At 69.7% G+C, this 22,447-nt stretch carries 20 protein-coding genes; 11 read left to right on the forward strand and 9 right to left on the reverse strand.

The window, feature by feature from the left end; genetic code table 11:
* Positions 1-3: 3 nt before the first annotated feature.
* The 3 genes from OG589_RS26970 (at position 4) to OG589_RS26980 (ending at position 3,508) form a co-directional block, all read left to right on the forward strand.
* Positions 4-771, forward strand: a complete 768-nt coding sequence (locus tag OG589_RS26970; RefSeq protein WP_405140573.1) for a nuclease-related domain-containing protein — start codon at positions 4-6, stop codon at positions 769-771.
* Positions 772-954: 183 nt separating this feature from the next.
* Positions 955-2,796: a dihydroxy-acid dehydratase gene (gene ilvD, locus OG589_RS26975; protein ID WP_405140574.1), complete on the forward strand. Its 1,842-nt coding sequence runs from the start codon at positions 955-957 to the stop codon at positions 2,794-2,796.
* Positions 2,797-2,980: 184 nt separating this feature from the next.
* On the forward strand, positions 2,981-3,508 hold the full coding sequence (locus OG589_RS26980) for a helix-turn-helix transcriptional regulator (protein ID WP_405140575.1): 528 nt from the start codon (positions 2,981-2,983) through the stop codon (positions 3,506-3,508).
* Positions 3,509-3,544: 36 nt separating this feature from the next.
* On the opposite strand, the gene OG589_RS26985 is transcribed toward OG589_RS26980, so the two are convergent.
* Entirely contained in the window at positions 3,545-3,757 is a 213-nt protein-coding gene (locus OG589_RS26985; RefSeq protein WP_405140576.1) for a zinc ribbon domain-containing protein, read from the reverse strand.
* A gap of 256 nt (positions 3,758-4,013) precedes the next feature.
* Positions 4,014-4,523, reverse strand: a complete 510-nt coding sequence (locus OG589_RS26990) for an HNH endonuclease (RefSeq protein WP_405152134.1) — start codon at positions 4,521-4,523, stop codon at positions 4,014-4,016.
* Positions 4,524-4,909: 386 nt separating this feature from the next.
* Here OG589_RS26990 and OG589_RS26995 point away from each other — a divergent pair, with 386 nt between their 5' ends.
* Entirely contained in the window at positions 4,910-6,982 is a 2,073-nt protein-coding gene (locus OG589_RS26995) for a prolyl oligopeptidase family protein (RefSeq protein WP_405140577.1), read from the forward strand.
* A 30-nt stretch (positions 6,983-7,012) separates the two neighbouring features.
* On the opposite strand, the gene purU is transcribed toward OG589_RS26995, so the two are convergent.
* Positions 7,013-7,861: a formyltetrahydrofolate deformylase gene (purU, locus tag OG589_RS27000; protein WP_405140578.1), complete on the reverse strand. Its 849-nt coding sequence runs from the start codon at positions 7,859-7,861 to the stop codon at positions 7,013-7,015.
* A gap of 244 nt (positions 7,862-8,105) precedes the next feature.
* On the opposite strand from purU, the gene OG589_RS27005 reads away from it, so the two are divergent.
* From OG589_RS27005 to OG589_RS27015, 3 genes are all read left to right on the forward strand, one after another.
* Entirely contained in the window at positions 8,106-8,267 is a 162-nt protein-coding gene (locus tag OG589_RS27005) for a hypothetical protein (protein ID WP_405140579.1), read from the forward strand.
* A gap of 96 nt (positions 8,268-8,363) precedes the next feature.
* Entirely contained in the window at positions 8,364-8,825 is a 462-nt protein-coding gene (locus OG589_RS27010; protein WP_405140580.1) for a hypothetical protein, read from the forward strand.
* A 71-nt stretch (positions 8,826-8,896) separates the two neighbouring features.
* The gene (locus OG589_RS27015; RefSeq protein WP_405152135.1) at positions 8,897-9,340 is read left to right on the forward strand and encodes an NUDIX hydrolase; all 444 of its coding nucleotides are present in this window, start codon (positions 8,897-8,899) and stop codon (positions 9,338-9,340) included.
* Between the two features lie 2 nt (positions 9,341-9,342).
* On the opposite strand, the gene OG589_RS27020 is transcribed toward OG589_RS27015, so the two are convergent.
* From OG589_RS27020 to OG589_RS27030, 3 genes are all read right to left on the reverse strand, one after another.
* The gene (locus tag OG589_RS27020) at positions 9,343-11,364 is read right to left on the reverse strand and encodes a tetratricopeptide repeat protein (RefSeq protein WP_405140581.1); all 2,022 of its coding nucleotides are present in this window, start codon (positions 11,362-11,364) and stop codon (positions 9,343-9,345) included.
* Between the two features lie 168 nt (positions 11,365-11,532).
* Positions 11,533-12,030: a GNAT family N-acetyltransferase gene (locus OG589_RS27025; protein ID WP_405140582.1), complete on the reverse strand. Its 498-nt coding sequence runs from the start codon at positions 12,028-12,030 to the stop codon at positions 11,533-11,535.
* Positions 12,027-13,400, reverse strand: coding sequence for an XRE family transcriptional regulator (locus OG589_RS27030; RefSeq protein ID WP_405140583.1), 1,374 nt, complete (start codon positions 13,398-13,400; stop codon positions 12,027-12,029). Before OG589_RS27030 ends, OG589_RS27025 begins: the two co-directional genes overlap by 4 nt.
* A 513-nt stretch (positions 13,401-13,913) precedes the next feature.
* On the opposite strand from OG589_RS27030, the gene OG589_RS27035 reads away from it, so the two are divergent.
* The 4 genes from OG589_RS27035 (at position 13,914) to OG589_RS27050 (ending at position 17,611) form a co-directional block, all read left to right on the forward strand.
* The gene (locus OG589_RS27035) at positions 13,914-14,183 is read left to right on the forward strand and encodes a hypothetical protein (protein WP_405140584.1); all 270 of its coding nucleotides are present in this window, start codon (positions 13,914-13,916) and stop codon (positions 14,181-14,183) included.
* 442 nt (positions 14,184-14,625) lie between these two features.
* Positions 14,626-15,636 (forward strand): mechanosensitive ion channel family protein, encoded by a 1,011-nt coding sequence (locus OG589_RS27040; protein WP_405140585.1) that lies wholly within the window; start codon positions 14,626-14,628, stop codon positions 15,634-15,636.
* 13 nt (positions 15,637-15,649) lie between these two features.
* Positions 15,650-16,039 carry a globin gene (locus OG589_RS27045; protein WP_405140586.1) on the forward strand — a complete coding sequence of 130 codons (390 nt, stop codon included), beginning with the start codon at positions 15,650-15,652 and terminating at the stop codon, positions 16,037-16,039.
* A gap of 30 nt (positions 16,040-16,069) precedes the next feature.
* On the forward strand, positions 16,070-17,611 hold the full coding sequence (locus OG589_RS27050; protein WP_405140587.1) for a glycoside hydrolase family 13 protein: 1,542 nt from the start codon (positions 16,070-16,072) through the stop codon (positions 17,609-17,611).
* Between the two features lie 63 nt (positions 17,612-17,674).
* On the opposite strand, the gene ettA is transcribed toward OG589_RS27050, so the two are convergent.
* The 3 genes from ettA to OG589_RS27065 form a co-directional block, all read right to left on the reverse strand.
* Positions 17,675-19,339, reverse strand: coding sequence for an energy-dependent translational throttle protein EttA (gene ettA, locus OG589_RS27055; protein WP_405140588.1), 1,665 nt, complete (start codon positions 19,337-19,339; stop codon positions 17,675-17,677).
* Between the two features lie 10 nt (positions 19,340-19,349).
* Entirely contained in the window at positions 19,350-20,654 is a 1,305-nt protein-coding gene (locus OG589_RS27060) for a GGDEF domain-containing protein (protein WP_405140589.1), read from the reverse strand.
* 658 nt (positions 20,655-21,312) lie between these two features.
* Positions 21,313-22,338 carry a single-stranded DNA-binding protein gene (locus tag OG589_RS27065; protein ID WP_405140590.1) on the reverse strand — a complete coding sequence of 342 codons (1,026 nt, stop codon included), beginning with the start codon at positions 22,336-22,338 and terminating at the stop codon, positions 21,313-21,315.
* Positions 22,339-22,447: the final 109 nt, after the last annotated feature.

Genomic DNA, 22,447 nt, shown 5'->3' on the forward strand with positions numbered 1-22,447 from the left:
TGGGTGAGTGAGCGTCCCTCGGAGCCGAAATCTCGGCCCCCAGCCCCTGAGGCAACGTACGCGCCGATCGAGCGCGCTTCGCTGCTCGGGCTGCTCCAGCAGCCCAGATACCGGCATCTCCGGGTGCGCGCCCTGATCGCCGCCGGTGCGGCTCTGGTCGTCGGCATCCCGCTGTGGAGCTGGCGGCTCGGCCTGGTCGCGGCGATCATCGCCGCGATCGCCGACACCGTCTACCGCGCCCGTACGGCCTCGACGGTCGCGCCCTGGCGCCGCGCCTCGGCCGCCGAGCGGCGCACCGAGGCCCAGCTGAGGAAGCTCGAAAGAAACGGCTACCTCACGCTGCACGCGCGCGCCATCCCCGACAGCGACGCCCAGATCGACCACCTGGTCGTCGGCCCGACCGGGGTGTACGCCGTCGACTCCGAGAAGTGGGACAAGCGGCTCCCGGTGCGCGTGCAGTCGCACCGCAAGCTCTTCCACGGGCCGTTCAACCAGAAGCCGCGCCTCGACGAGGCCCGCTGGGAGGCGTCCCAGGCGAGCGAGTTGATCACCAGGGAGCTCGGCCGCGAGGTCACCGTGGTGCCGTCCCTCGCCATCTACGGCCCGGCGATCCCGTGGAAGATCCTCAACATCCGCGAGGTCGACGTCTTCGACGGCAGCCGCGTGCGCAAGTGGATCACCAACCGGGAGCGCTCGCTGACCAGCGACGAAGTCGAGGAGATCTACGCCGCCGCGGAGCAGGTCCTCCCGGCGCGCTACCCCGAGAGCTGACCGCCGAAAAGGTCCTTCGGGGTTCCCGTCACCGTTCACCACTGCCCCCGGGAATCCCGAAGGATCCAGCACCCGCCGCCCTGGCCGGGCCCCCACCTGTCCACGCTGTGGACCGCGGGTCTCGCCAGGCGGGCGGTGGCCGTACCATTTGAAGACTCAGCGTCGTCGGATGGGAGAACGGTCATGCCGGCCCTCAGATCTCGTACGGTCACTCATGGCAGGAACATGGTCGGGGCTCGTGCCCTCCTCCGCGCCACGGGGGTAGCCGGTGAGGACTTCGGCAAGCCGATCATCGCGGTGGCCAACAGCTTCACCCAGTTCGTCCCCGGGCACGTCCACCTTCGCGAGGTGGCGGAGGTGGTGGCGGGCGGCGTCCGCGAGGCGGGGGCCATCCCGCGCGAGTTCAACACCATCGCCGTCGACGACGGCATCGCCATGGGCCACGGCGGCATGCTCTACTCGCTGCCCTCCCGCGAGCTGATCGCCGACGCGGTCGAGTACATGGTCAACGCCCACTGCGCCGACGCGCTGATCTGCGTCTCCAACTGCGACAAGATCACGCCCGGCATGCTGCTCGCCGCGTTCCGGCTCAACATCCCCACCCTCTTCGTCTCCGGCGGCCCCATGGAGGCCGGCAAGACGACGTCGGGCCGCAAGCTCGACCTGATCGACCCGATGGTCGCCGCGGCGGACGACAGCGTCTCCGACGCCGAGCTGCTCGAGATGGAGGAGGCCGCCTGCCCCACCTGCGGCTCCTGCAGCGGCATGTTCACCGCCAACTCGATGAACTGCCTCGCCGAGGCGATCGGCCTCGGGCTCCCGGGCAACGGCACCACGCTCGCCACCCACAAGGCCCGCAAGGCGCTGTTCGAGAAGGCCGGGCGCCAGATCGTCGAGATCACCAGGCGCTACTACGAGCAGGACGACGAGTCGGTGCTGCCGCGCAGCATCGCCACCCGCGACGCCTTCGAGAACGCCATGGCGCTCGACGTGGCCATGGGCGGCTCGACGAACACCATCCTCCACCTGCTGGCGGCGGCCCGCGAGGCCGGCGTCGACTTCGGGCTGAAGGAGATCAACGAGGTCTCCCTGCGCGTGCCGTGCCTGTGCAAGGTGGCGCCCGCCACGGCGAAGTACCACGTGGAGGACGTCCACCGCGCGGGTGGCATCCCGGCGATCCTCGGCGAGCTCGACCGGGCGGGGCTGCTCAACCGCGACACCCACAGCGTGCACGCGGCCTCGCTCACCGAGTTCCTCAACGCGTGGGACCCCAAGTCCCCCGGCGTGACCGAGGAGGCCCTGGAGCTCTGGCACGCCGCGCCCGGCAACATGCGCACGGTCAAGGCCTACTCCCAGAACGCCCAGTGGGAGTCGCTCGACCTCGACCGCGCCGAGGGTTGCGTCCGCGACATGGAGCACGCCTACACCCGTGACGGCGGCCTGGCCGTGCTCTACGGCAACATCGCGCCCGAGGGCTGCATCGTCAAGACCGCGGGCGTCGACGAGTCGGTGTGGAGGTTCAGCGGTCCGGCCGTGGTGTTCGAGTCGCAGGAGGAGGCCGTCGAGGGCATCCTCGGCAACAAGGTCTCGGCCGGCGACGTCGTGGTCATCCGCTACGAGGGCCCCAAGGGCGGCCCCGGCATGCAGGAGATGCTCTACCCCACGAGCTTCCTCAAGGGCAAGGGCCTCGGCAAGGCCTGCGCGCTGGTCACCGACGGCCGGTTCTCCGGCGGCACCTCCGGCCTCTCGATCGGGCACGCCTCCCCCGAGGCGGCCGAGGGCGGCGTCATCGCCCTGGTCGAGAACGGCGACCTGATCGAGATCGACATCCCCGGCCGCGGCATCGAGCTCAAGGTCGCGGAGGCCGACCTGGCGGCCCGCCGCGAGCGGCTGCTGGCCGACCTCGGCCGCTACCGCCCGCGCGACCGCGACCGGCCGGTCAGCGCCGCCCTGCAGGCCTACGCCGCGCTGACGACCTCGGCCTCCACCGGCGCCTCGCGCGACCTGTCCCAGCTCTCTCGCTGATCATCGTTCCCTGAGGGGTACGGCTCCGCGTGAGCCGTACCCCTCACTTCACTCCTGGGCCCGCGGCGGCTGTTACGGGGGGACAGGAGGCCGTCACCCGTAGGTAAAGAACAGTCGCCTCGCGGATGACCCTGCCAAGATCTGGTGTTCGAAAAATGTCGGTGGCGGCGGGTAGTCTTCTTGTATGGCCAACGTCACCACTCCGCTCCTGACGACCGCCGAAATCGCCGCTCTCGCCCTGTCTCTGGCCCATTTGGGGGAGGGCCCGCAGGCCGTCACCGCTCGCAGGGGCCTGCGCAACGTGTTCGAAAACCTCGACTTCGGCGACGACGTCGTCGCCGCGACCCTCGACACCCTGACCACGCCGTTGCCGCCCGATGTGGCGAGGCGTGCCCGCACGATCGCGGGCGCCGTGACCAGCAGGCAGGTGGTGCGGCTTCATTACCGCGACGCCGGCGGCCGGGTCACGTCCCGTGACGTCGAGCCGGTCACCTGCCTCGTCCACCGCGATCACTGGTATCTGGTGGGGTGGTGCCGCACCAAGGTCGGCATCCGCGCGTTCCGCTTCGACCGCATCGTGGCGGTCGAGCCCACGCTGGTGCCCGCCCGTGCGCACCGCGCCGAGCGTTACCTCCCCTTCCAGCGAAGGAAGGCCCCCGACCGCCACCTCAGCCGCACTCCCGCCCACGTGACCGACCGCCGCACCGCCTGACCACGGCGGGTGGGGCCGGGCGGTGGCGGGTGGGCGTCAGCCGCAGCAGCCGCCACCGCAGCAACCCCCGCCGCCACCGCCGCTGGGGCGTGGGGCCGAGGCGCCGCCCGTGACGGCGACCGTGGACAGGAGCTTCACGGTGTCCTCGTGCCCCTCCGGGCAGGGGGCGGCCTCGCTGGAGGCCGCCATGGGCCGGGAGAGCTCGAACGTCGATCCGCAGGCGCGGCAGCGATAGTCATAACGAGGCATGCCATCAAGGGTACGGCGTGCCGGCCCCCTCAGGTCTAGGGCCGGTCAAAGCCGGGTCACAGCACACCGGCCCCGTACGGGCCAGGGCCGGTCAAAGCGACTCATGGCACACCGGCCCCGTACGGCCGAGGCCGTACGGGGCCGGTGAATGGCGAGTCGAGGGCCGTGAGGCCGCGACCAAGGTGGGCGCCCGTCGCGAGCCACCGCCACTCCCCCGGTGCGGCCCAGGATCGGGCGGCGCCGGCGGGGGGCGGTGTCAGGCGGCTGTTTCCTCCAGGTAGGGGGCCCATTGGGGGTCGCCGTCGAACTGCGCGCCGATGAGCCGCCAGTGGACGCCGTGCGGCACCACCGGGGTGACGCGGAGCGACCACCCGAGCTCGTCCAGCAGCCGATCGGCCTTGCGATGGTTGCAGGGCATGCAGGACGCGACGCAGTTCTCCCAGGTGTGCAGCCCGCCTCGCGAGCGGGGCAGCACGTGGTCGATGGTCTCGGCGCGCTGGCCGCAGTAGGCACAGCGGTAGTCGTCCCTGCGCATGAGCGCGGCCCTGGTGAGCGGGATGCGCGAGCGGTAAGGGATGCGGACGTAGCGCCGGAGCCGGATGACCGACGGCACGTCCACCGTGCGCGTAGCCGAGCGCAGCACCGCTCCCCGGCCGTCGCGATGCACGACGTCGGCCTTCTCCCTGATCACCAGCACCACGGCGCGATGCAGGTTGAGAGTGGTGAGCGGTTCGAAAGTGGCGTTGAGCAACAGGACCTGGCGCATCAGCGGGCCTTTCCCGCCGTGCAGGTCGTAGCAGGCATGCAGGTCATAGAAGGGGATGCGCCGCGGCACACCCCGGTTTGCGGCCCGTCGTCTTGGGCTCCAGATGCTTCCGTCACGTGGACCTCCGCCGGACGGCCCAGCGGATGGGTTCCACGGCACCGCCCTTCAGCAAGTGTGGCCTTTCGGACGACTCTCCCGCCACCCCAATTAACGGTCGTGTCTTCCAGACCCCGCCTTCCGGTTTATGTCCGGTTCACCCCGCTTAGCAAACCTATTAGGCAAAGATCACTCTCGAACCGAGATGATCTGCCGCTTCCGCCACAAGCGAAGGGTTGGCCAAAACGATGTCTCACGACTGGTAACGGGGGTGCCATAAGCTCGCCTACATGACGCGAGAGCCGTACCCGAACGCACGCCGCGACGACGTGGTGGACGACTACCACGGCACGCCGGTGCCCGACCCGTACCGCTGGCTTGAGGACGCAGAGCAGCCCGCGGTGAAGGAATGGCTCGACGCGCAGGGCGAGCTGTTCACCAAGGCGATGGCCGCGTCCCCCATCCGCGAGGGCTTCCGCGACCGCATCGCCGAGCTGGTGCGATCGGGCACGGTCGGCGCCCCGGCGTGGCGTGGAGACCGGCGATTCTTCATGCGCCGCACCCCCGACGAGGAGCACGCCGTGCTCTACACCGTCGGCCCCGACGAGACCGAGCACGTGCTCCTCGACCCCATGGCGATGGACTCCTCCGGGCTGACGACCGTCGACTCCTGGCAGCCCGACAAGGAAGGCCGCCTGCTCGCCTACCAGATCTCGGTGGGCGGAGACGAGGAGTCCCAGCTCCACGTCATCGACGTCGTGAGCGGCGAGCGGCTCGACGGGCCGATCGACCGGTGCCGCTACTCCCCCATCGCGTGGCTGCCCGGCGGCGAGGCGTTCTACTACGTGCGCAGGCTTTCGGCGAGCGAGGTGCCCGAGGGCGAGGAGCAGTTCCACCGCCGCGTCTACCTGCACCGCGTCGGCACGCCCACCGAGCAGGACGTCATGATCTTCGGCGAGGGCCTGGAGAAGACCAACTACTACGGCGTCTCGGTCTCCAGGGACGGCCGGTGGCTCACGATCTCCGCCTCGCGTGGCACGGCTCCGCGCAACGACCTGTGGATGGCCGATCTTTCCGCCTCCTCCCTCGACGCGCCCGAGCTGGTCACCGTCCAGCAGGATGTCGACGCGCAGAGCGGGCTCCTTTTCGGCCGCGACGGGCTGCTCTACATCTTCACCGACCGCGACGCCCCGCGCGCCCGCGTCTGCGTCACCTCCCCCGACCGTCCCGAGTACGACAGCTGGCGCGACCTCATCCCCGAGGACCCCGAGGCGGTGCTGTCCGACTTTGCGATCCTCGACGACCTCGACCGCCCGGTCATGCTCGTCGGCTGGACCCGCCACGCCATCAGCGAGATCTCCGTCCACGACCTGGTCAGCGGAGAGAAGATCGGCGAGGTGCCGACCCCCGGGCTCGGCACGATCGGCGGCATCACCGAGCGCCCCGAGGGCGGCCACGAGGCCTGGTTCGGCTACACCGACAACACCACCCCGGCGAGCATCCAGCGCTACGACGCCCGCACCGGCCAGACCACGCTCTGGGCGGCCTCGCCCGGCGCCGTCGAGGTCCCCGAGGTGAGCACCGAGCAGGTGGTCTACCGCTCCACCGACGGCACCGAGGTCCACATGATCGTGGTCTCCAGGCCGGGCGACGGCCCCCGGCCGACGATCCTGTACGGCTACGGCGGCTTCGGGGTGTCGATGACCCCGGGGTTCTCCGCCTCGATCCTGTCGTGGGTGGAGGCCGGCGGGGTCTACGCGGTCGCGCAGCTGCGCGGCGGCGGCGAGCAGGGCGAGGAGTGGCACCGCGCGGGCATGCTCGGCGACAAGCAGAACGTCTTCGACGACCTGCACGCCGCGGCCGAGCACCTGATCGCCACCGGCGTCACCACGCCCGGGCAGCTCGCGATCTCCGGAGGGTCCAACGGCGGGCTGCTGGTGGGGGCCGCCCTCACCCAGCGGCCCGAGCTGTACGCGGCGGTGGCCTGCTCGGCACCGCTCCTCGACATGATCCGGTACGAGAAGTTCGGCCTCGGCGCCACCTGGAACGTCGAGTACGGCTCGGCGGACGTCCCGGAGGAGTTCGCCTGGCTGCGGGGCTACTCCCCGTACCACCACGTGCGCGAGGGCGTCGACTACCCCGCGACGCTGTTCATGGTCTTCGGCTCCGACACCCGGGTGCATCCCCTGCACGCCTGGAAGATGTGCGCCGCGCTCCAGCACGCCCAGGCATCCGACGACCGGCCCATCCTGCTGCGCAACGAGAGCGAGGTGGGCCACGGGGCCCGGGCGGTCAGCCGCTCGGTCGAGCTCATGGCCGACCAGCTCGCCTTCCTCGCCCAGCACACCGGCCTCGCCCGCTGAGGCGGCGGCCCAAATGGCCTGCCCTGTGAGCTAGCGGGGGAAGACGACCGTCTTGTGGCCGTCGAGCAGCACGCGCTGCTCGGCGTGCCACCGCACGGCCCGCGCCAGCGCCAGGCGCTCCACGTCGCGGCCCATGGCGGCCAGGTCGTCGGCGGAGTGGGTGTGGTTGACCCTGGCCACCTCCTGCTCGATGATCGGGCCCTCGTCGAGGTCGGCCGTCACATAGTGGGCGGTCGCGCCGATCAGCTTCACGCCCCGTGAGTGCGCCTGGTGGTACGGCTTGGCGCCCTTGAAGGACGGCAGGAACGAGTGGTGGATGTTGATCACCTTGCCGGACAGCTTGGCGCACAGGTCCTCCGAGAGCACCTGCATGTAGCGGGCCAGCACCACGAGCTCGGCGCGATAGTGCTCCACCAGCGTGAGGACCTCCGCCTCCTGGCGGGGCTTGGTCTCCGGGGTCACCGGCAGGTGGTGGTAGTCGATGCCGTACGACTGGGTGAGAGGCCGCAGGTCGGGATGGTTGGAGACGACGGCGACGATGTCGATCTCCAGCAGCCCCGAGCGCATGCGGTAGAGCAGATCGTTGAGGCAGTGGCCGAGCTTGCTGACCATCACGAGCACCCTCGGCCTGACGGCGAGGTCGTGCAGCCGGAACTCCATGGCGAACTCCGGGGCGAGGGCGGTGAACGCCCCGCGCAGCTCGTCCTCGGGGAGGGCGGCGGTGAACTGCACGCGCATGAAGAAGCGCCCGGCGACCGGATCGCCGAACTGCTGGCTCTCGGTGATGTTGCAGCCCCGCACGGCCAGCAGGCCGGAGACGGCCGCGACCACGCCGGGCTTGTCCGGGCAGGACAAGGTCAGCACGTATTCGGAGCTCACCGACTACTCACCCCTTCGCTCGCGTTGAGGCAGGTTACCGCTCCACGACGGCCTCGCGACCCACCTTCCACAGGTTGGACCCGGGCCGCTTCGCGGGCGTCCGCCCCCGGGGCCGGCCTGACGGCTTGATGAACGGGCGGGTGTGACCCCATGCGAAGGCATTACGGTCGGCCGACGGTACGGAGACGCAATGCATTTGCCCCTGTTGCCCCCTGTTGACCTGCCGCTTCATAGCCTCTATGACGTGAAATGGGTTGACAGCAGAGGATTTGAGGTCGAGGCGCTCGTCCTCGGCAACCATCCCTGGCTGCGGGTGCGCAGAGGGCATGAGTACGTGGCCTACTACACGGATGTCACCGAGCTCTCGCGGCATCTGGACCTCGCCGACCTCGTGGTCACCGACTGAGGACCGACTGGACACGGAAATCCCGGCGGTGCTCCGGCCGGACGTACGGGGACGGGAAGTACAGTGGCGCCCGGACGAGCGGAGAGGAGCCGGCGGGTGCTCAAGTGGGACACATTGTCACCGGAGGAGAAGCGGGCGGCGGTCGCGCTCGCCGCGATGCTCCCCGGGTACGTCAACGCCGTGTTCGTGGCCGAGCACCTGGCGGAGGCGATCGCCTGGCAGCGTGGCGAGCTCACCGACGAGCAGTTGATGGAGCTGACGGGCTGGGCGTTCAACGCGACACCCGAGCAGTACGCCGACATGGCGCTCAGGTCGGCCGAGGAGGCGGGCGTCGACCCCGTGGAGTGGCTGGACGCGATGAAGGGCGCCTACGAGGAGCAGCGTGCCATCGCCGCCGAGCTGCAGGAGCAGAGCATGCACCAGACCACCCGCCGGCCCGACGAGTTCTGGCAGATCGTCAACGCCAACACCTGGCCCGAGGGCTTCGACGAGCCGGACACCGCCCTCGGGCCCGAACTCCCCGAGCCCCCGAAGAAGCCCGAAGAGCCCGAGACGTAGACCCGTGCCCGCGGGCTTGGCCCGGTGCGGCGGTCCGCCGGCCGCGCGGCCGTACGAGGAACTCCGTGACGATGATCAGTGACAGGCCCGCCGCCCGGGTGGTCTGCGTGGACGGCGAGGGCCGCGTCCTGCTCATGCGCTGGCGCGACCTGGTCAGCGGCGTGGTCTTCTGGGAGCCGCCGGGCGGCGGCGTCGACCCCGGCGAGACCCCGCTTGCGGCCGCGCGCCGTGAGCTGTACGAGGAGACCGGCCTGCCCGGCGACGCGGTGTCCGACATATGGGTCCCCGTCGAGCGGGACTACCACTGGCTCGGCGTCCACTATGTGAAGGTCGAGCCGTTCTACCTCGCGCGCTTCGCCGGGACCCCCGAGATCCTCCCCGCCACGCTCACCGACGAGGAGCGCGACACCTTTCTCGGTCACGCGTGGTTCACCCCGGCCGAGCTGGCGGCCCTTGCCGACCCGGTGGAGCCGCCCGCGATGGCCGAGGTGATCGCCCTCCTCGCCCAGGCGTGAGCTCAGGTCGCCTCGTGGAGGGCCTTGACGATGTCCGGGTCCTCGGGGTCGAGGGCATGGGCGCGGTGGAGGTCGTCCATGGCTTCGGCGATCCTGCCCAGGGCCGTGAGCGCGGTCGCCCGGTTGAAGTAGAGGGCCGCGTCCTCCCCCAGCCCTATGGCGTGCGTGAGGTCCGCGACGGCTCCCTGGAGGTCGCCGGTCTCGTACCGGAGGCTCGCCCGGCTGGCCCAGGCGGGCACGAGGCTGGGCGCCCCGGACAGCGCCACGTCGAACGCCGCCCTCGCCTCCTCGTAGCGTCCCGCGGAGGTCTCCAGCTGGCCGAGCACGCACGACAGGTGGGGATTTCCGGGGGCGAGGACCAGCCCCGCGTCCACGTCGGCCCGTGCCTGCTCGTCGAGGCCGAACTGCGCGAGCAGGCCGGCCCGGTTGATGTAGGCGTCCAGATAGCCCGGATCGAGCTCGATCACATGGTCGAGGTCGGCCTTGGCCGCTTCGAGGTCCCCCATGGCGAGCAGGAGCTGGGCGCGGTTGTAGTACCCCTCGGGAAGCGGGGGGCTCAGCCGCAGCGCCCGCTCGTAGTCGGCGAGCGCCGCCTCCGGCCGTCCCATCTGGAACAGCAGGTTGCCCCGGTCCAGGTGGTAGTCGGGATAGGCCGGGTCGATCGCGATCGCGGCGTTCAGGTCGGCCAGCGCCTCCTGGGGATTTCCCAGCACGCCGAGGAGCTGCGCGCGGTTCGCCCGCAGGACCATGCGGTGGATCAGGTGCCGTCCCGGTGGAAGATCGGCGTCCGCGAGCTCGATCGCCGACTCCACCAGGGCGAGCGCCCGGTCGGCGTGGCCGCCGCGCATCTCGATGAGGGCCTTGCCGTTGAGGTCGAAGCCCAGCTTGAACGCGCGGACGGAGCGGTCGGGCAACAGGGTGGAGATGGCGATCGCCTCGTTGATCCAGCCCTGGGCCCGGCCGAGGTCGCGCTTGGCGGGGTCGGGGTGACGCGCGTCCAGCATGGCCGTCCCGTACGCCGAGGCCGAGTGCACCTCCGCGTCCAGGCTGGTGCGGCGGGCCCGCTCGTACAGCTCCCGGGCCTCTTCCCTGCGGCCCAGCCCCGCCAGCGCCGTCGCCGTGCCCTGGATGAGGTTCCACCACCGCCCCGCGTCCGGCGCGACCAGGCGCAGGCCGCGCAGGCCGAAGTCGGCCGCAGCCTCCAGGAACCCCTCGCGCATGCAGTGGTCGAGCGCGGTCCAGAGCGCCTCGACCCCGGCGCCCGACGGGTCGCTCCCGTGCTCCCTGTGGTACGGAATGGCGCCGAAGGACCAGTGCGGCAGCCCTGTGGCGGCCAGCTCGCCGGCTCGCCGGTCGTGCATCCGGGCCCGCTCGGCGGACGGCAGCGCGAGGTAAGCGTCGAGCGCGCGGGGATCGTCGAGGGTGCCGTCGGAGGCGACATAACGGACCGCGAGGTTTTCCGGCTCCCCCGAAGTTGATAATTCGGCCTTTATGATCTGACCATCAAAGGAATCATGTGGGGCTTTACTGGATAGTGCCACAATTGTCAAACGCTGTGGGTCGAAACGGCGTACAAGCGTGGCGAGAAGTTCGCGATCCGTCTCGTCGGCCTCGTCGACGTCGCCGACGACGATTGCCCTGGGCGCCACCCCGCAGTCGCGGATGAATTCGGTGATTCCGTTGGCGATCCGCAGGGTGCGGCGGGGCGCGGGCACCAGGATCCGCTCGTCCTCGGAAAGGCGCTCGTCGATGGGTTCGCGGCGGGCGGGCACCCGATCGCGAAGATCGGGTGCCGCCGCTCTGATCTCGATGTCGTGCTCCGCGACCACGTCAGGGGAGCGCTCCAACGCCTCGGGAACCAGAGCGCTTAGAACGGCTCCACCAAAGGTGTACGGCCCCCGCAGACGACGGTGCGCGTCGAAGACGGGAGCCGGCCAGGAGGGAAGGCCCAGCCCGGCGAGAACGTTCAGGCGGTCCTCCGAACATCCCCCGTGGACCCAGAGGTGGTCAGGGCGGACGATCACCCCTTGTGGATCGCACTGGCGGTACCCGTCAGGTGTACCATGCCAGGCTTGCGGACGGTGATCTTCTTCATCGCTTTGCCTCCTCGGGTCTTCAGCTACAAAGACCTAATTATTCGGACAAATCGATAATCCGCAAGCATTGAACGTTGATTGTGCCACATATTGGCTCTAACGGAGGAGTTGCGACGACGGTTCGTCAACCAGCTGCTTCTCCCCGTAAACAACGACAAGCCCCCCTCTGCCCTCCCTGCGAAGTTCGCGCCAGCCGTACTTGCGATAGAGCTCGAGAGCGGCACCCTGCGCCAGGGTGGTGTCACCCCGGAGCCTGCGATAGCCGAGCTTGACCGCGGCCGCCTCCAGGGCGTCGATGATCAGGGTGCCGAACCCGCGCCGCTGGAAGTCCGGATGGACCCTCAGCCGGCACATCTCCGCCGTCTCGTCGTCGATGCGCCGTAAACCCCCCATGGCCACGATGCCGGAGCCGTCCACCTCGCCGACCAGGAACTCTCCCCGGTCGGCGAGGTAGATCTGGTTGATGCGCGGGATGTCGTCCTCGTAGTAGACCCCGTCACCATGGGTGATACCGACCTGCGCGAGGCATGTGCGGTGCAGCTCCCAGACGGCTTCCCGATCCGACCAGCGATACCGCCTGAGCAGAAGCGTCATACATCGACCTCCGGCGCCGGAGCGGCGGGGGCCGGAGCGGCCAGTAATTCCGTCAGCTCCTGGAGACCGGGGAGATCACCGTATTTGGACTTGATCGCCTTGCCGAGGGCGTCGGCGCGGCGCGTGATGATGTCCGTGCGGAAGTCCCCCCCGACCTGCCGCACCGCCGCGAGGCCCATGCGCAGGGCCTCCTCGCCGTCGCCCTCCAGCAGCCTGCACTGCGCCTGGTCGAACCGGATGAGCGTCTGGTCGAGCAGGTCGCCCTCGTACTTCTCCAGCGCCTGTTCGAGGATCAGGTCGGCCTCTATGGTCTGGCCGAGCCGGGTGAGCGCGTCGCCCTGGTGGAAGTAGAGCTGGCGCTCGGTGTAGCCGAAGACCGTGTCCTCCTGCTGGGCGGGGGTCATCTGGGCGAACGCGGCCCGCGCCCGTGACAGCGCCCGCTTGGCCTGGTCGACGACGTCCTTCTTGCCTCCGGAGTTCGCGAGCATGGACAGCGCGCGGGCTTCCACGACCGGGGCCATGGCCTTGGCCGCGCACGGCGTCTGCCCGGCCATGTCGCGGCTCTTCTTGGCGAGGTTGAGCGCCTCGCGGGGGTCGCCGTAGAACAGGGGCACGAGGGCCTCGCGGGCCGTGACCCAGGCGCGCAGCGCGCGGTCGCCGGTCTCGTCGGCGGCCGAGCGCGACGTGCGGAAGAACGAGCGGGCCATCCGCTGGTCCCCGAGATCGATCATGATGATGCCGGCCAGGCCGGACAGGCGGGCCGCGAGCGCGCAGAGGCGCTCCTGAAGATCTATCGGCTGATGGCGCTCCATCGCCTGGCGCACCGTGCTGAACTCCAGGAGCACGTCGCACAGTTGCCGCAGCGGCGGCGTGTTCATGTACTGCCGGCCGAAAGAGGCCGCGGCCTCTTCCCAGTGATCGAGCATGGCGGGGGAAACGGTGGTCGACACCAGGGTCTCGTCCATGCGCCTGCGGATGCTGTCGGCGGCACCCAGCACCGACTCGTTCATCAGCACGGTGTTGCCCGCGATTAGCTGCAGCAGCGTCCTACGTAACACGTTCTCGTCCTCCTCCTCACCCCCGTCCACAGAGGGGTCGCTGGGCTGCTTGATCCACAGCTCGCGCGATTCGGGGGGACTGTCGGATTTGACCTCTTGGAGGCCGCCTCGCACGACGCCCGGCATCCTGTGGCCGTGACCACAGATGCACGGGCCGTCGTATCCGATGGCGGCCGGTTCGACCCGGTAGACGGAACACAGGTAGTGGAGGTACTCGGGGCCGGGGCGCTTCAGCCCGCTCTCGTAGGCGCTCAAAAGCGTTTCCCCGATGCCGGGCGCCGGTTTGCCGTCCCGTTCGAACAAGGCGCGCACCTGTTCGATGACGTCAGCAAGAGCGATGCCATGGGCGAGACGGTGAGATTTGATTCGAGTTGTCCCGAAATGGGGAGTGCACTCTTCAAAAATCTCTTCGGCGATTCGGGGAGTACTTCGCCCGACCGCCAGGCCACGCGCCCGGGTTCGCCGAGCTAACTCCGTTTCCTTGTGCTGTCTGCCGGACATACCGGCCCCTCTCTCGTGGCCAGCGGCTCGTCCTGGTCATGTATCCGACCGGTCCCACCTGCGCCGACGCGGCTCGCGCTCGCGCTAGGCTGCGTCTATTGAGAATGATGGACCAGTTAAGACGAGACGTGAATGGACTATTGGAGCTGCTGGCATAGAATCGTCCCCCGCCGGGGGCGTTCTTTCAACCCACTTGAAATATCCGCGCACCCGAGCCGCCCCTAACGTTCGTTGACCGCGTCGGGCCGGGTGAGTCAGATTTGGCCAACCACCACCGATTCACCGGCACCATCGCCGGCGAATCGGACTAGAGGAAGGCTCGAAGTGGACGACGGCTTCCAACACCTGGAACGACTGGTCGACGAGCTCGACGCTCGGGGGCTGCTCGCCCGGGTGGTGCACACACAGTCAGGACGGGTGTTCGTCCGCGTGATCAACCCGAACGCCACCAGTCTCGCCGAGAACGTCACCTGCCGGCCGCAAGCGACCCCCGCCTACTACTGGTGGTCGTGGGGTGAGCGCATGCACCAGGTCGACGACCCGGCGGGAGCGGCGACCAAGGTCGCCCGAGTGCTGGCCGCGGTGAGCGAGTAAGGCACGCGGCGGACACGGTGCAGCGCAGTCACCGTGTCCGCCCGTGTCCACCGCGGCTCTCCGGAGCCGGCGGGGTGACCGGTGCGGAGCGCTCAGGCCTCGTGGAGACACGACCGCCCGGGCGCTGGGCACCCCGCCGGCTCCGCACATGAACAGCCACCTGGCCCGGACCTCGTCCGGGTTCGGTGGTGATCGGGGACATCCCCGATCGGAAACGGTGCGGGACACGCTTCCGGGTGCGTGTCCCGTCCCGGGCCGTTCGTCACCGGGGTGTCCGGGTCCGCCCTCCGCGGCCCCGGGCCCGGGCACTCCCGTCTTCCCCGGCGTAACGTGACGACGGCCGGGCCGGTCGGCGGACTCAGTTAGGTCAAGTACCGTTCCGTCTAGGTCAAGTACCGATAATTGTGTCCGCCGACCGACCCGATCCGAAGGGGATCATCGAGTGTTCCTGTCCGTCCTTGATCCCACGCCCACACCCACGCCGGAGCCCACCGGTCTGTCCGACATCGCCGACCAGGCCGCGAGCGCCATGATGGCCACGTGCAGCGGGCCCAACGGCAAGGACGACGTGCTGTGCGTGACGCTGTCGAACGTGCTCCCCGCGGGCTGGGCGTCGCCGGTGGCCTGGGTGATCAGCCTGGTCCTCATCGTGGTCGCCGCGCTCATCGTGCGCGCGATCCTGCACCGGCTGATAGGCCGGGTGATCCGGCGGGCCGCCGACGGGGTGATGCCCGAGCGCCTGCGCGTCAAGACCGTCACGATCTTCGACGGCACCTCGGCCGTGCTCAGCGAGCGCCGCCGCCAGCGCGCCGAGACGCTCGGCTCGGTGCTCAGCAGCCTCATCTCCGTGGTGATCTTCGGTACGGCCGCGCTGATGATCCTCGGGCGCTTCGGCATGGACCTCGCCCCCGTGCTGACCAGCGTGGGCATCCTCGGCGTGGCGGTGGGCTTCGGCGCCCAGGAGCTGGTCAAGGACTTCATCGCCGGCATGTTCATGCTCATGGAGGACCAGTACGGCGTGGGCGACCTGATCGACACGGGGGCGGCCATCGGCACCGTCGAGGCCGTCACCCTGCGCATCACCCGCCTGCGGGACGCCGACGGCCGGGTCTGGTACGTCCGCAACGGCACCATCACCCGCATCGGCAACGAGTCCCAGGGCTGGTCCCGGGCGCTGGTCGACGTCCCCGTGGCCTACAACGCCGACATCTCCGGCATCCGCGACCTGCTCAAGAAGGTCGCCGAGGAGCTGTGGGAAGACCCCGACTTCCGGGACGTCGCGATGGTCGAGGAGCCCCAGGTGTACGGCCTGGAGCAGATCTCGGACAAGGCGATGATCTTCAGGATCACCGTGAAGACCGTCCCCGCGCACCAGGCCGAGGTGGCCAGGGAGCTGCGCCTGCGGGTCAAGTCGGCGCTCGACCGGGCGGGCGTCGCGCTCGCCGGGGTCTGAGTAGGCTGGGAACGTGTCCGCTACTCCTCCGGAATCCCTGTCCTTCTACGACGCCGTGGGCGGCTCAGAGGCCTTCGAGCGCCTCGTGCACCGCTTCTATCAGGGCGTGGCGGAGGATCCCCTGCTGCGCCCGCTCTACCCCGAGGAGGACCTCCACGGGGCCGAGGAACGGCTGCGCATGTTCCTCATCCAGTACTGGGGTGGCCCGAACACCTACGGCCAGCAGCGTGGTCACCCCCGGCTGCGCATGCGGCACGCGCCTTTCGTCATCGGCGAGGCCGAGCGCGACGCGTGGCTGAAGCACATGCGTGACGCCGTCGAGTCGCTGGAGCTCCCCGAGGAGCTGGAGACCAAGCTCTGGACCTACCTGCACTACGCGGCCCAGAGCCTCCTGAACGCATAAGTCCCCGGATCAGGGGGCAGCCAAGGATTTGTGAATAGCTCCCCATGGTGGCGTGACGCCGTCGTTTACGAGATCTACGTTCGCAGCTTCGCCGACGCCTCGGGAGACGGCGTCGGCGACCTCCAGGGGATCCGTTCCCGCCTGCCCTACCTAGCGGAGCTGGGCGTGGACGCGGTCTGGCTGACCCCCTTCCAACCCTCCCCCATGGCCGACGGCGGGTACGACGTCGCCGACTACCGCGGCGTCGAGCCGCTCTTCGGCACGCTCGCCGACTTCGACGCGCTGGTCGCGGACGCCCACTCCCACGGCCTGCGGCTGATCGTCGACATCGTGCCCAACCACAGCTCGTCGGCCCATCCGTGGTTCCGGGCGGCCCTCGACTCGCCGCCCGGCAGCCCCGAGCGCGACCGTTACATCTTCCGGGACGGCGAGGCACCGCCCAACAACTGGACCTCGGTGTTCAGCGGGCCGGCGTGGAGCCGCCTGCCCGACGGCCAGTGGTACCTCCACCTGTTCGCGCCCGAGCAGCCGGACTTCAACTGGCGCAACCCGGAGGTGCACCAGGAGTTCCTCGACGTCCTGCGGTTCTGGCTCGACCGGGGCGTCGACGGGTTCCGCATCGACGTCGCGATGGGCCTGTACAAGGACGCCGAGCTCGCCGACGTTCCCCCCTCGGGCGAGGGGTTCATGTCCCGATCCCCCATCTGGAGCCAGCCGGAGGTGCACGAGGTCTACCGCGAGTGGCGCAAGGTGCTCGACTCATACCCCGGGGACCGCGCCGCCGTGGGAGAGGTGTGGACCGACACGCCGGAAGACCTCGCCCTCTACGTACGGCCCGACGAGCTGCACCAGAGCTTCAACTTCGCCTGGCTGGAGGCCCCGTGGTCCGCGACGGCCTTCCGTAAGATCATCGAGGACACGCTGGCCGCCGTCACGGCGCCGACATGGGTGCTGTCCAACCATGACGTCGTGCGCCACGTCACCCGGTACGGCGAGGGCTCCCTGGATCCGGGGGCCGGGCTCGCACGCGGCTGTGCCGCCCTGCTGACCATGCTCGCCCTGCCCGGGTCGGCATATCTCTACCAGGGAGAGGAACTGGGCCTCCCCGAGGTGAAGGATCTTCCCCCGGAGGCGCGGCAGGATCCGATCTTCAAGCGCTCCAAGGGCGAGCTGCCGGGGCGTGACGGGTGCCGCGTGCCGATCCCCTGGTCCGGCACCGCCGAGCCGTACGGGTTCTCCCCGGAGGGCACGCGTCCCTGGCTGCCCCAGCCGGCGGCGTGGGCCTCGCTGACCGCCGAGCACCAGGCCGGCGACCCCGGCTCAACACTGTCGTTCTACCGCCGGGCGCTGGCACTGCGCCGGTCGCTGCGGGCGTCCCTGCCCGGCTCGGTCACCTGGCTCGACTCTCCTGGCGACGCCCTGGGCTTCTCACGCGGCGAGCTGATCTGCGCGATCAACTGCGGCGAGGAGCCCGTACCGCTGCCGCCCCACGGCGGGGTCCTGATCTCCAGCGGGAAGCCGGACGAGACATCCCTGGCCCCGAACACGGCCGTCTGGCTTCGGGCCGTCTAGCGCCCCGGCCGGAAACGCAGAGGGCGGGCACGGTCGCCGTGCCCGCCCTCTCGATGCGCTCGATCAGTCGCGGGTGAGCTTGCGGTAGGTCACGCGGTGCGGACGTGCCGCGTCGGCGCCCAGCCGGTCGATCTTGTTCTTCTCGTAGTCGGCGAAGTTGCCCTCGAACCAGAACCAGCTGGAGCCGCCCTCCCACGCGAGGATGTGCGTGGCGATGCGGTCGAGGAACCACCGGTCGTGCGAGGTGATCACCGCGCAGCCCGGGAACTCCAGCAGGGCGTTCTCAAGGCTGGACAGCGTCTCGGTGTCGAGGTCGTTGGTGGGCTCGTCGAGCAGGAGGACGTTGCCGCCCTGCTTGAGCGTGAGAGCGAGGTTGAGCCGGTTGCGCTCTCCACCGGACAGGACACCCGCGGGCTTCTGCTGGTCGGGGCCCTTGAAGCCGAACGCCGCGATGTAGGCGCGGGAGGGCATCTCGACATGGCCGACCTTGATGTGGTCGAGCCCGTCGGAGACGACCTGCCAGACGTTCTTCGCCGGGTCGATGTTGCTCCGGCCCTGGTCGACGTACGAGATCTTGACGGTCTCGCCGATCGTGATGTCACCGGTGTCGGGCGTCTCGTTGCTCATGATCATGCGGAACAGGGTGGTCTTGCCCACGCCGTTGGGACCGATGATGCCGACGATGCCGTTACGGGGCAGGTCGAAGGAGAGATCCTCCATGAGCAGCCGGTCGCCGAACCCCTTGCCGAGGCCGGTGGACCGGATGACCGTGGTGCCGAGCCGGGGCCCCGGCGGGATCTGGATCTCTTCGAAGTCGAGCTTGCGGAACTTGTCGGCCTCGGCGGCCATCTCCTCGTAGCGCTGGAGACGCGCCCGGCTCTTGGTCTGGCGGGCCCGGGCGTTGGAGCGCACCCACTCGAGCTCCTCCTCCAGGCGCTTCTTGCGCTTGGCGTCTTTCTGGCCCTCGACCTTGAGGCGGTCCGCCTTCTGCTCCAGGTAGGTGGAGTAGTTGCCCTCGTAGACGTGGCAGCGGCCACGGTCGAGCTCGAGGATCCACGTCGCGACCCTGTCGAGGAAGTAGCGGTCGTGGGTGACGGCGAGGACGGTGCCGGGGTACTTCTCCAGGTGCTGCTCCAGCCACTGGACGCTCTCGGCGTCGAGGTGGTTGGTGGGCTCGTCGAGCAGCAGCAGGTCGGGCTGTTCCAGCAGCAGCTTGCAGAGCGCGACCCGGCGGCGCTCACCACCCGACAGCTTGGTCACGTCGGCATCCGGCGGCGGGCAGCGGAGGGCGTCCATCGCCTGTTCGAGCTGGCTGTCGACATCCCACCCGTTGCGGTGGTCCAGCGCGTCCTGCAGCTTGCCCATCTCGGCGAGCAGCTCGTCGCTGTAGTCGGTCGCCATGAGCTCGGCGATCTCTTCGAACCGGGCGCGCATGGCGAGGGTCTCGGCGACCCCCTCCTGGACGTTGCCCAGCACGGTCTTGGACTCGTTGAGCGGGGGCTCCTGCTGCAGCATGCCGACCGTGAAGCCGGGCATGAGCCGGGCGTCACCGTTGGACGGCTGCTCCAGGCCGGCCATCATCTTGAGAAGCGTCGACTTACCAGTGCCATTGGGGCCCAGCACACCAATCTTGGCTCCGGGCAGGAAATGCAGCGTGACGTCGTCGAGGACGACCTTGTCGCCGTGCGCCTTGCGCACGCGCTGCATCGTATAGATGTACTCGGGCATGCTCCTAAGACTAGGGGATAGCGCCGTCGGAGTTGTCCGCTACCGCACGAGGCCCGGGGGGCGGTGCCACCGGGAGGCAGATGCGGTCGCGGCCGAGCTCCTTGGCCCGGTAGAGGGCCAGGTCGGCCGCGGCGAGCAGCTCGATGAGGTCGTCGCCGTGAACGCTCATGATCGCCACTCCGGCGGAGATCGTCACCGTGATCAACGCGTCGTCCACCGGGATGGCCATGCGGCCGACACGGGAACGCAGGCGCTCGGCGACCCTGCGAGCCTCGGTGATGTCGGCGCGCGGCAGCAGCACCACGAACTCCTCGCCGCCGAACCTGCCGACGACGTCGTAGTCACGGAGCTGGCTGCGGAGGGAGGTGGCGACGCCCGCGAGGACCTGGTCGCCGACCAGGTGGCCGTAGGTGTCGTTGACCCGCTTGAAGTGGTCGATGTCGACGATCAGGAGGGCGAGCGTCTCGCCCGTGCGACGGGCGCGGACGATCTCGGTGTCGGCCTCCCGCTGCCAGGCCGTGGCGTTGAGCAAACCGGTCTTGGCGTCGGTGCGGGCGGCGGCCTTGAGCTGGGCGTGCAGCAGGCTGCGTTGCAGGAGCACCACCGGAGGGAGCGTCACCACCAGCAGAACCGGGCTCAGCCCGCACGCGATGGCGACCAGCACCCCGAGGCACAGCTCGACGACGTCGAGGAGGACCCTCTCGCGGTCCCACAGGACATCGCGCCAGCGGGTGTCGGGATCGGCCATGTGAAGCGCGATGGCGATCAGGGCGGTGTTGAGCACGGTGAACAGCACCGCGCACCCCACCGCGAGCGCCAACGGCCCGCCCGACCCGAATGACCGGCCCGTGGGATCTCGCACGAGCGAGTGGAACACCACAGAGGCCACACCGGCCGCGAGACCGATGGCCGCGGCGCTGAACACCCGGCGGTAGACCACGGTCGCCCTGACCCGGATCTGCAGCAGGAGCTGCAGGGGCAGGGGGGCCAGCAGGGCATAGACCGGCGGGAGCAGTAAGGCGACCGGAAGCCACCACGCCGAGAGCAGGTCGCGGGACACACCTGCCGGCATGCCCAGACGACGGGTCGCCTCGATGCAGACCGCTCCACATGCCATCAGCGCCACGAAGGTCAGGAACTCCGACCAGCGGAACTCGGTCTTCGTGGCGAGGAACCCCGCCGCGGACAGGGCGAGCCCCACGGTGGCGCACAGATAGACGACCAGGGCGGCGGGCTGCGCCAGCAGCGGCCATCGATCGGCTAGCGAGAGCATGCCGCCGCGTGGCTCGACCGAGATTTCACCGGACGCCGTCATCACATCCCCCAACGCGCACTTCCATCGGGACTGGTTCGCTGTCTCGACTCTACGTCTCACGATGTGTAACACAATAGTCGCGGAGTGTGCGGCTCGCGATGGGAACCGCTACGTTGTGCACTGCGGCCATCTCCGTCCGTTGGCCATGACGTGACCGCTCCCTGTTGAGCGGCCCCCCTGCGGGAAAGGAGCAGCCATGGTGCGAGGCATCATCTGGACCTGATCAGGTGCCCGAACACCCACCCCAACCGCCGCCACGCCGGTGCCCGAACACCCACCACCACCCCCAAGCCGCGCCGCACCACGCCGGTGCCCGAACATCCAGCTCAAGCAGCGCCGCGCCCCGCGAACCCACTCGGGCTCACCACGGCCCGTGAACCACTCGGCCCACCGCGGCCCGCGAACCCACTCAGGCCCACCGCGGCCCACGAACCCTCTGCTCGAGACCTCCCAGCGGCCACACGCCAACCGCGCCACACGGCTCGAAGCCACCGCAGTGGGTGCGTCGGCCGCGCTGGAGATGCGGGGCGCAGCCGACACGTTTCCGCTGGATGAGAGCCCAAGCTGACGAGCGCTCAGGCGGCGAGACGCCGGGGCAGCCTCGCCCAGGTGAGCGCTCAGGCGGCGAGACGTCGGGGCAGCCTCGCCAGGTGAGCGCTCAGGCGGCGAGACGTCGGGCAGCCTCGCCTTCGGGCCACGACTCGGAGCCGGCAGGGTCTTCCACCGAGTCGCTCCCGGCCTTTGTGCGAGCGGCCTTCGCGCGAGCGCGCCGGGAACCACCGTCTTCGGCTGATCCCCTGACCGAGAGACCGGCCTCGTCGGATCCCGCGAGGGCGAGATCCGGCCCGGCGGCCTCCTCTCGGGAGGGCTCACCCCGGAGAGGCTCGTGGCGGAAAGGCTCGCCTCGGCGAAGCTCGTCTCCAAGGGGCTCGTCACGGAGCGGCCCGCCCCGGGAAGGCTCGTCCCGGAGGGGCTCGTGGCGGGAGGGCTCGTCCCGGAAGAGCTCGCCTCCGGAGGGCTCGCCTCCGGAGGGCTCGTCGCGGGAGGGCTCGTCGCGGGAGGGCTGGATTCCGGTCGGGTCACCGTCGGTGAAATCGAATGCGGCTGGGCCCGCGAAGGAGCCATCGGCGTCTCCGGGGGTGGAGGAACCGGTGAGAGCGAATCGCGAGGCCCCTGCGGCCGAGCCGTCGGCCTCACTGATCGGGCCGACGAGCTCCCAATCGCGGGTGCTGGAGGCGAGTCGCTCTCGCGCGAGGTCGTCGAACGCGGGGGTCGAGGCGCCGCGCTGGGCCTTCTCGAAGCGGCTGACGCCACGCCTCAGGTCGTGGCCGACCGATGTGGCCTCGACCTCGGCGAGGAACCGCCGCTCGCCGTCACGCTCGTACGAGCGGATGCGCAGCTTGCCGTGGACGACGATCGGCTGCCCGAGCTTGATCGACTGGGCGACGTTCTCTGCCAGGATCCGATAGCACCGGACGGCGTAGAAGGTGGTCTCGCCGTCGTGCCACGACTGGGACGCCTTGTCGAACACGCGTCGCGTCGAGGCGAGCCGCAGCGATGTGACTCGGGTGCCGTCATCGAAGTGGTACTGCCGGGGGTCGGCGGCGACGTTGCCGTTCAGCGTGATGTAGATGTCGTTCATCGTGCCTCCCATGGCGGACCGGCGGACGTTCTCCGCCGACATGGAAGCCAGCTTGTCCGGCCCGCCACCAGCCCCGACCCCTCGAACCGCGTTCTGTGGATTTCCCACCGCGCCACACTCCCGGCCTGTGGAAAACCCCGGCCTCACCGCG

It is taken from the genome of Sphaerisporangium sp. NBC_01403 (assembly GCF_045040145.1).
GTDB classification, from domain to species: Bacteria; Actinomycetota; Actinomycetes; order Streptosporangiales; family Streptosporangiaceae; genus Sphaerisporangium; species Sphaerisporangium viridialbum.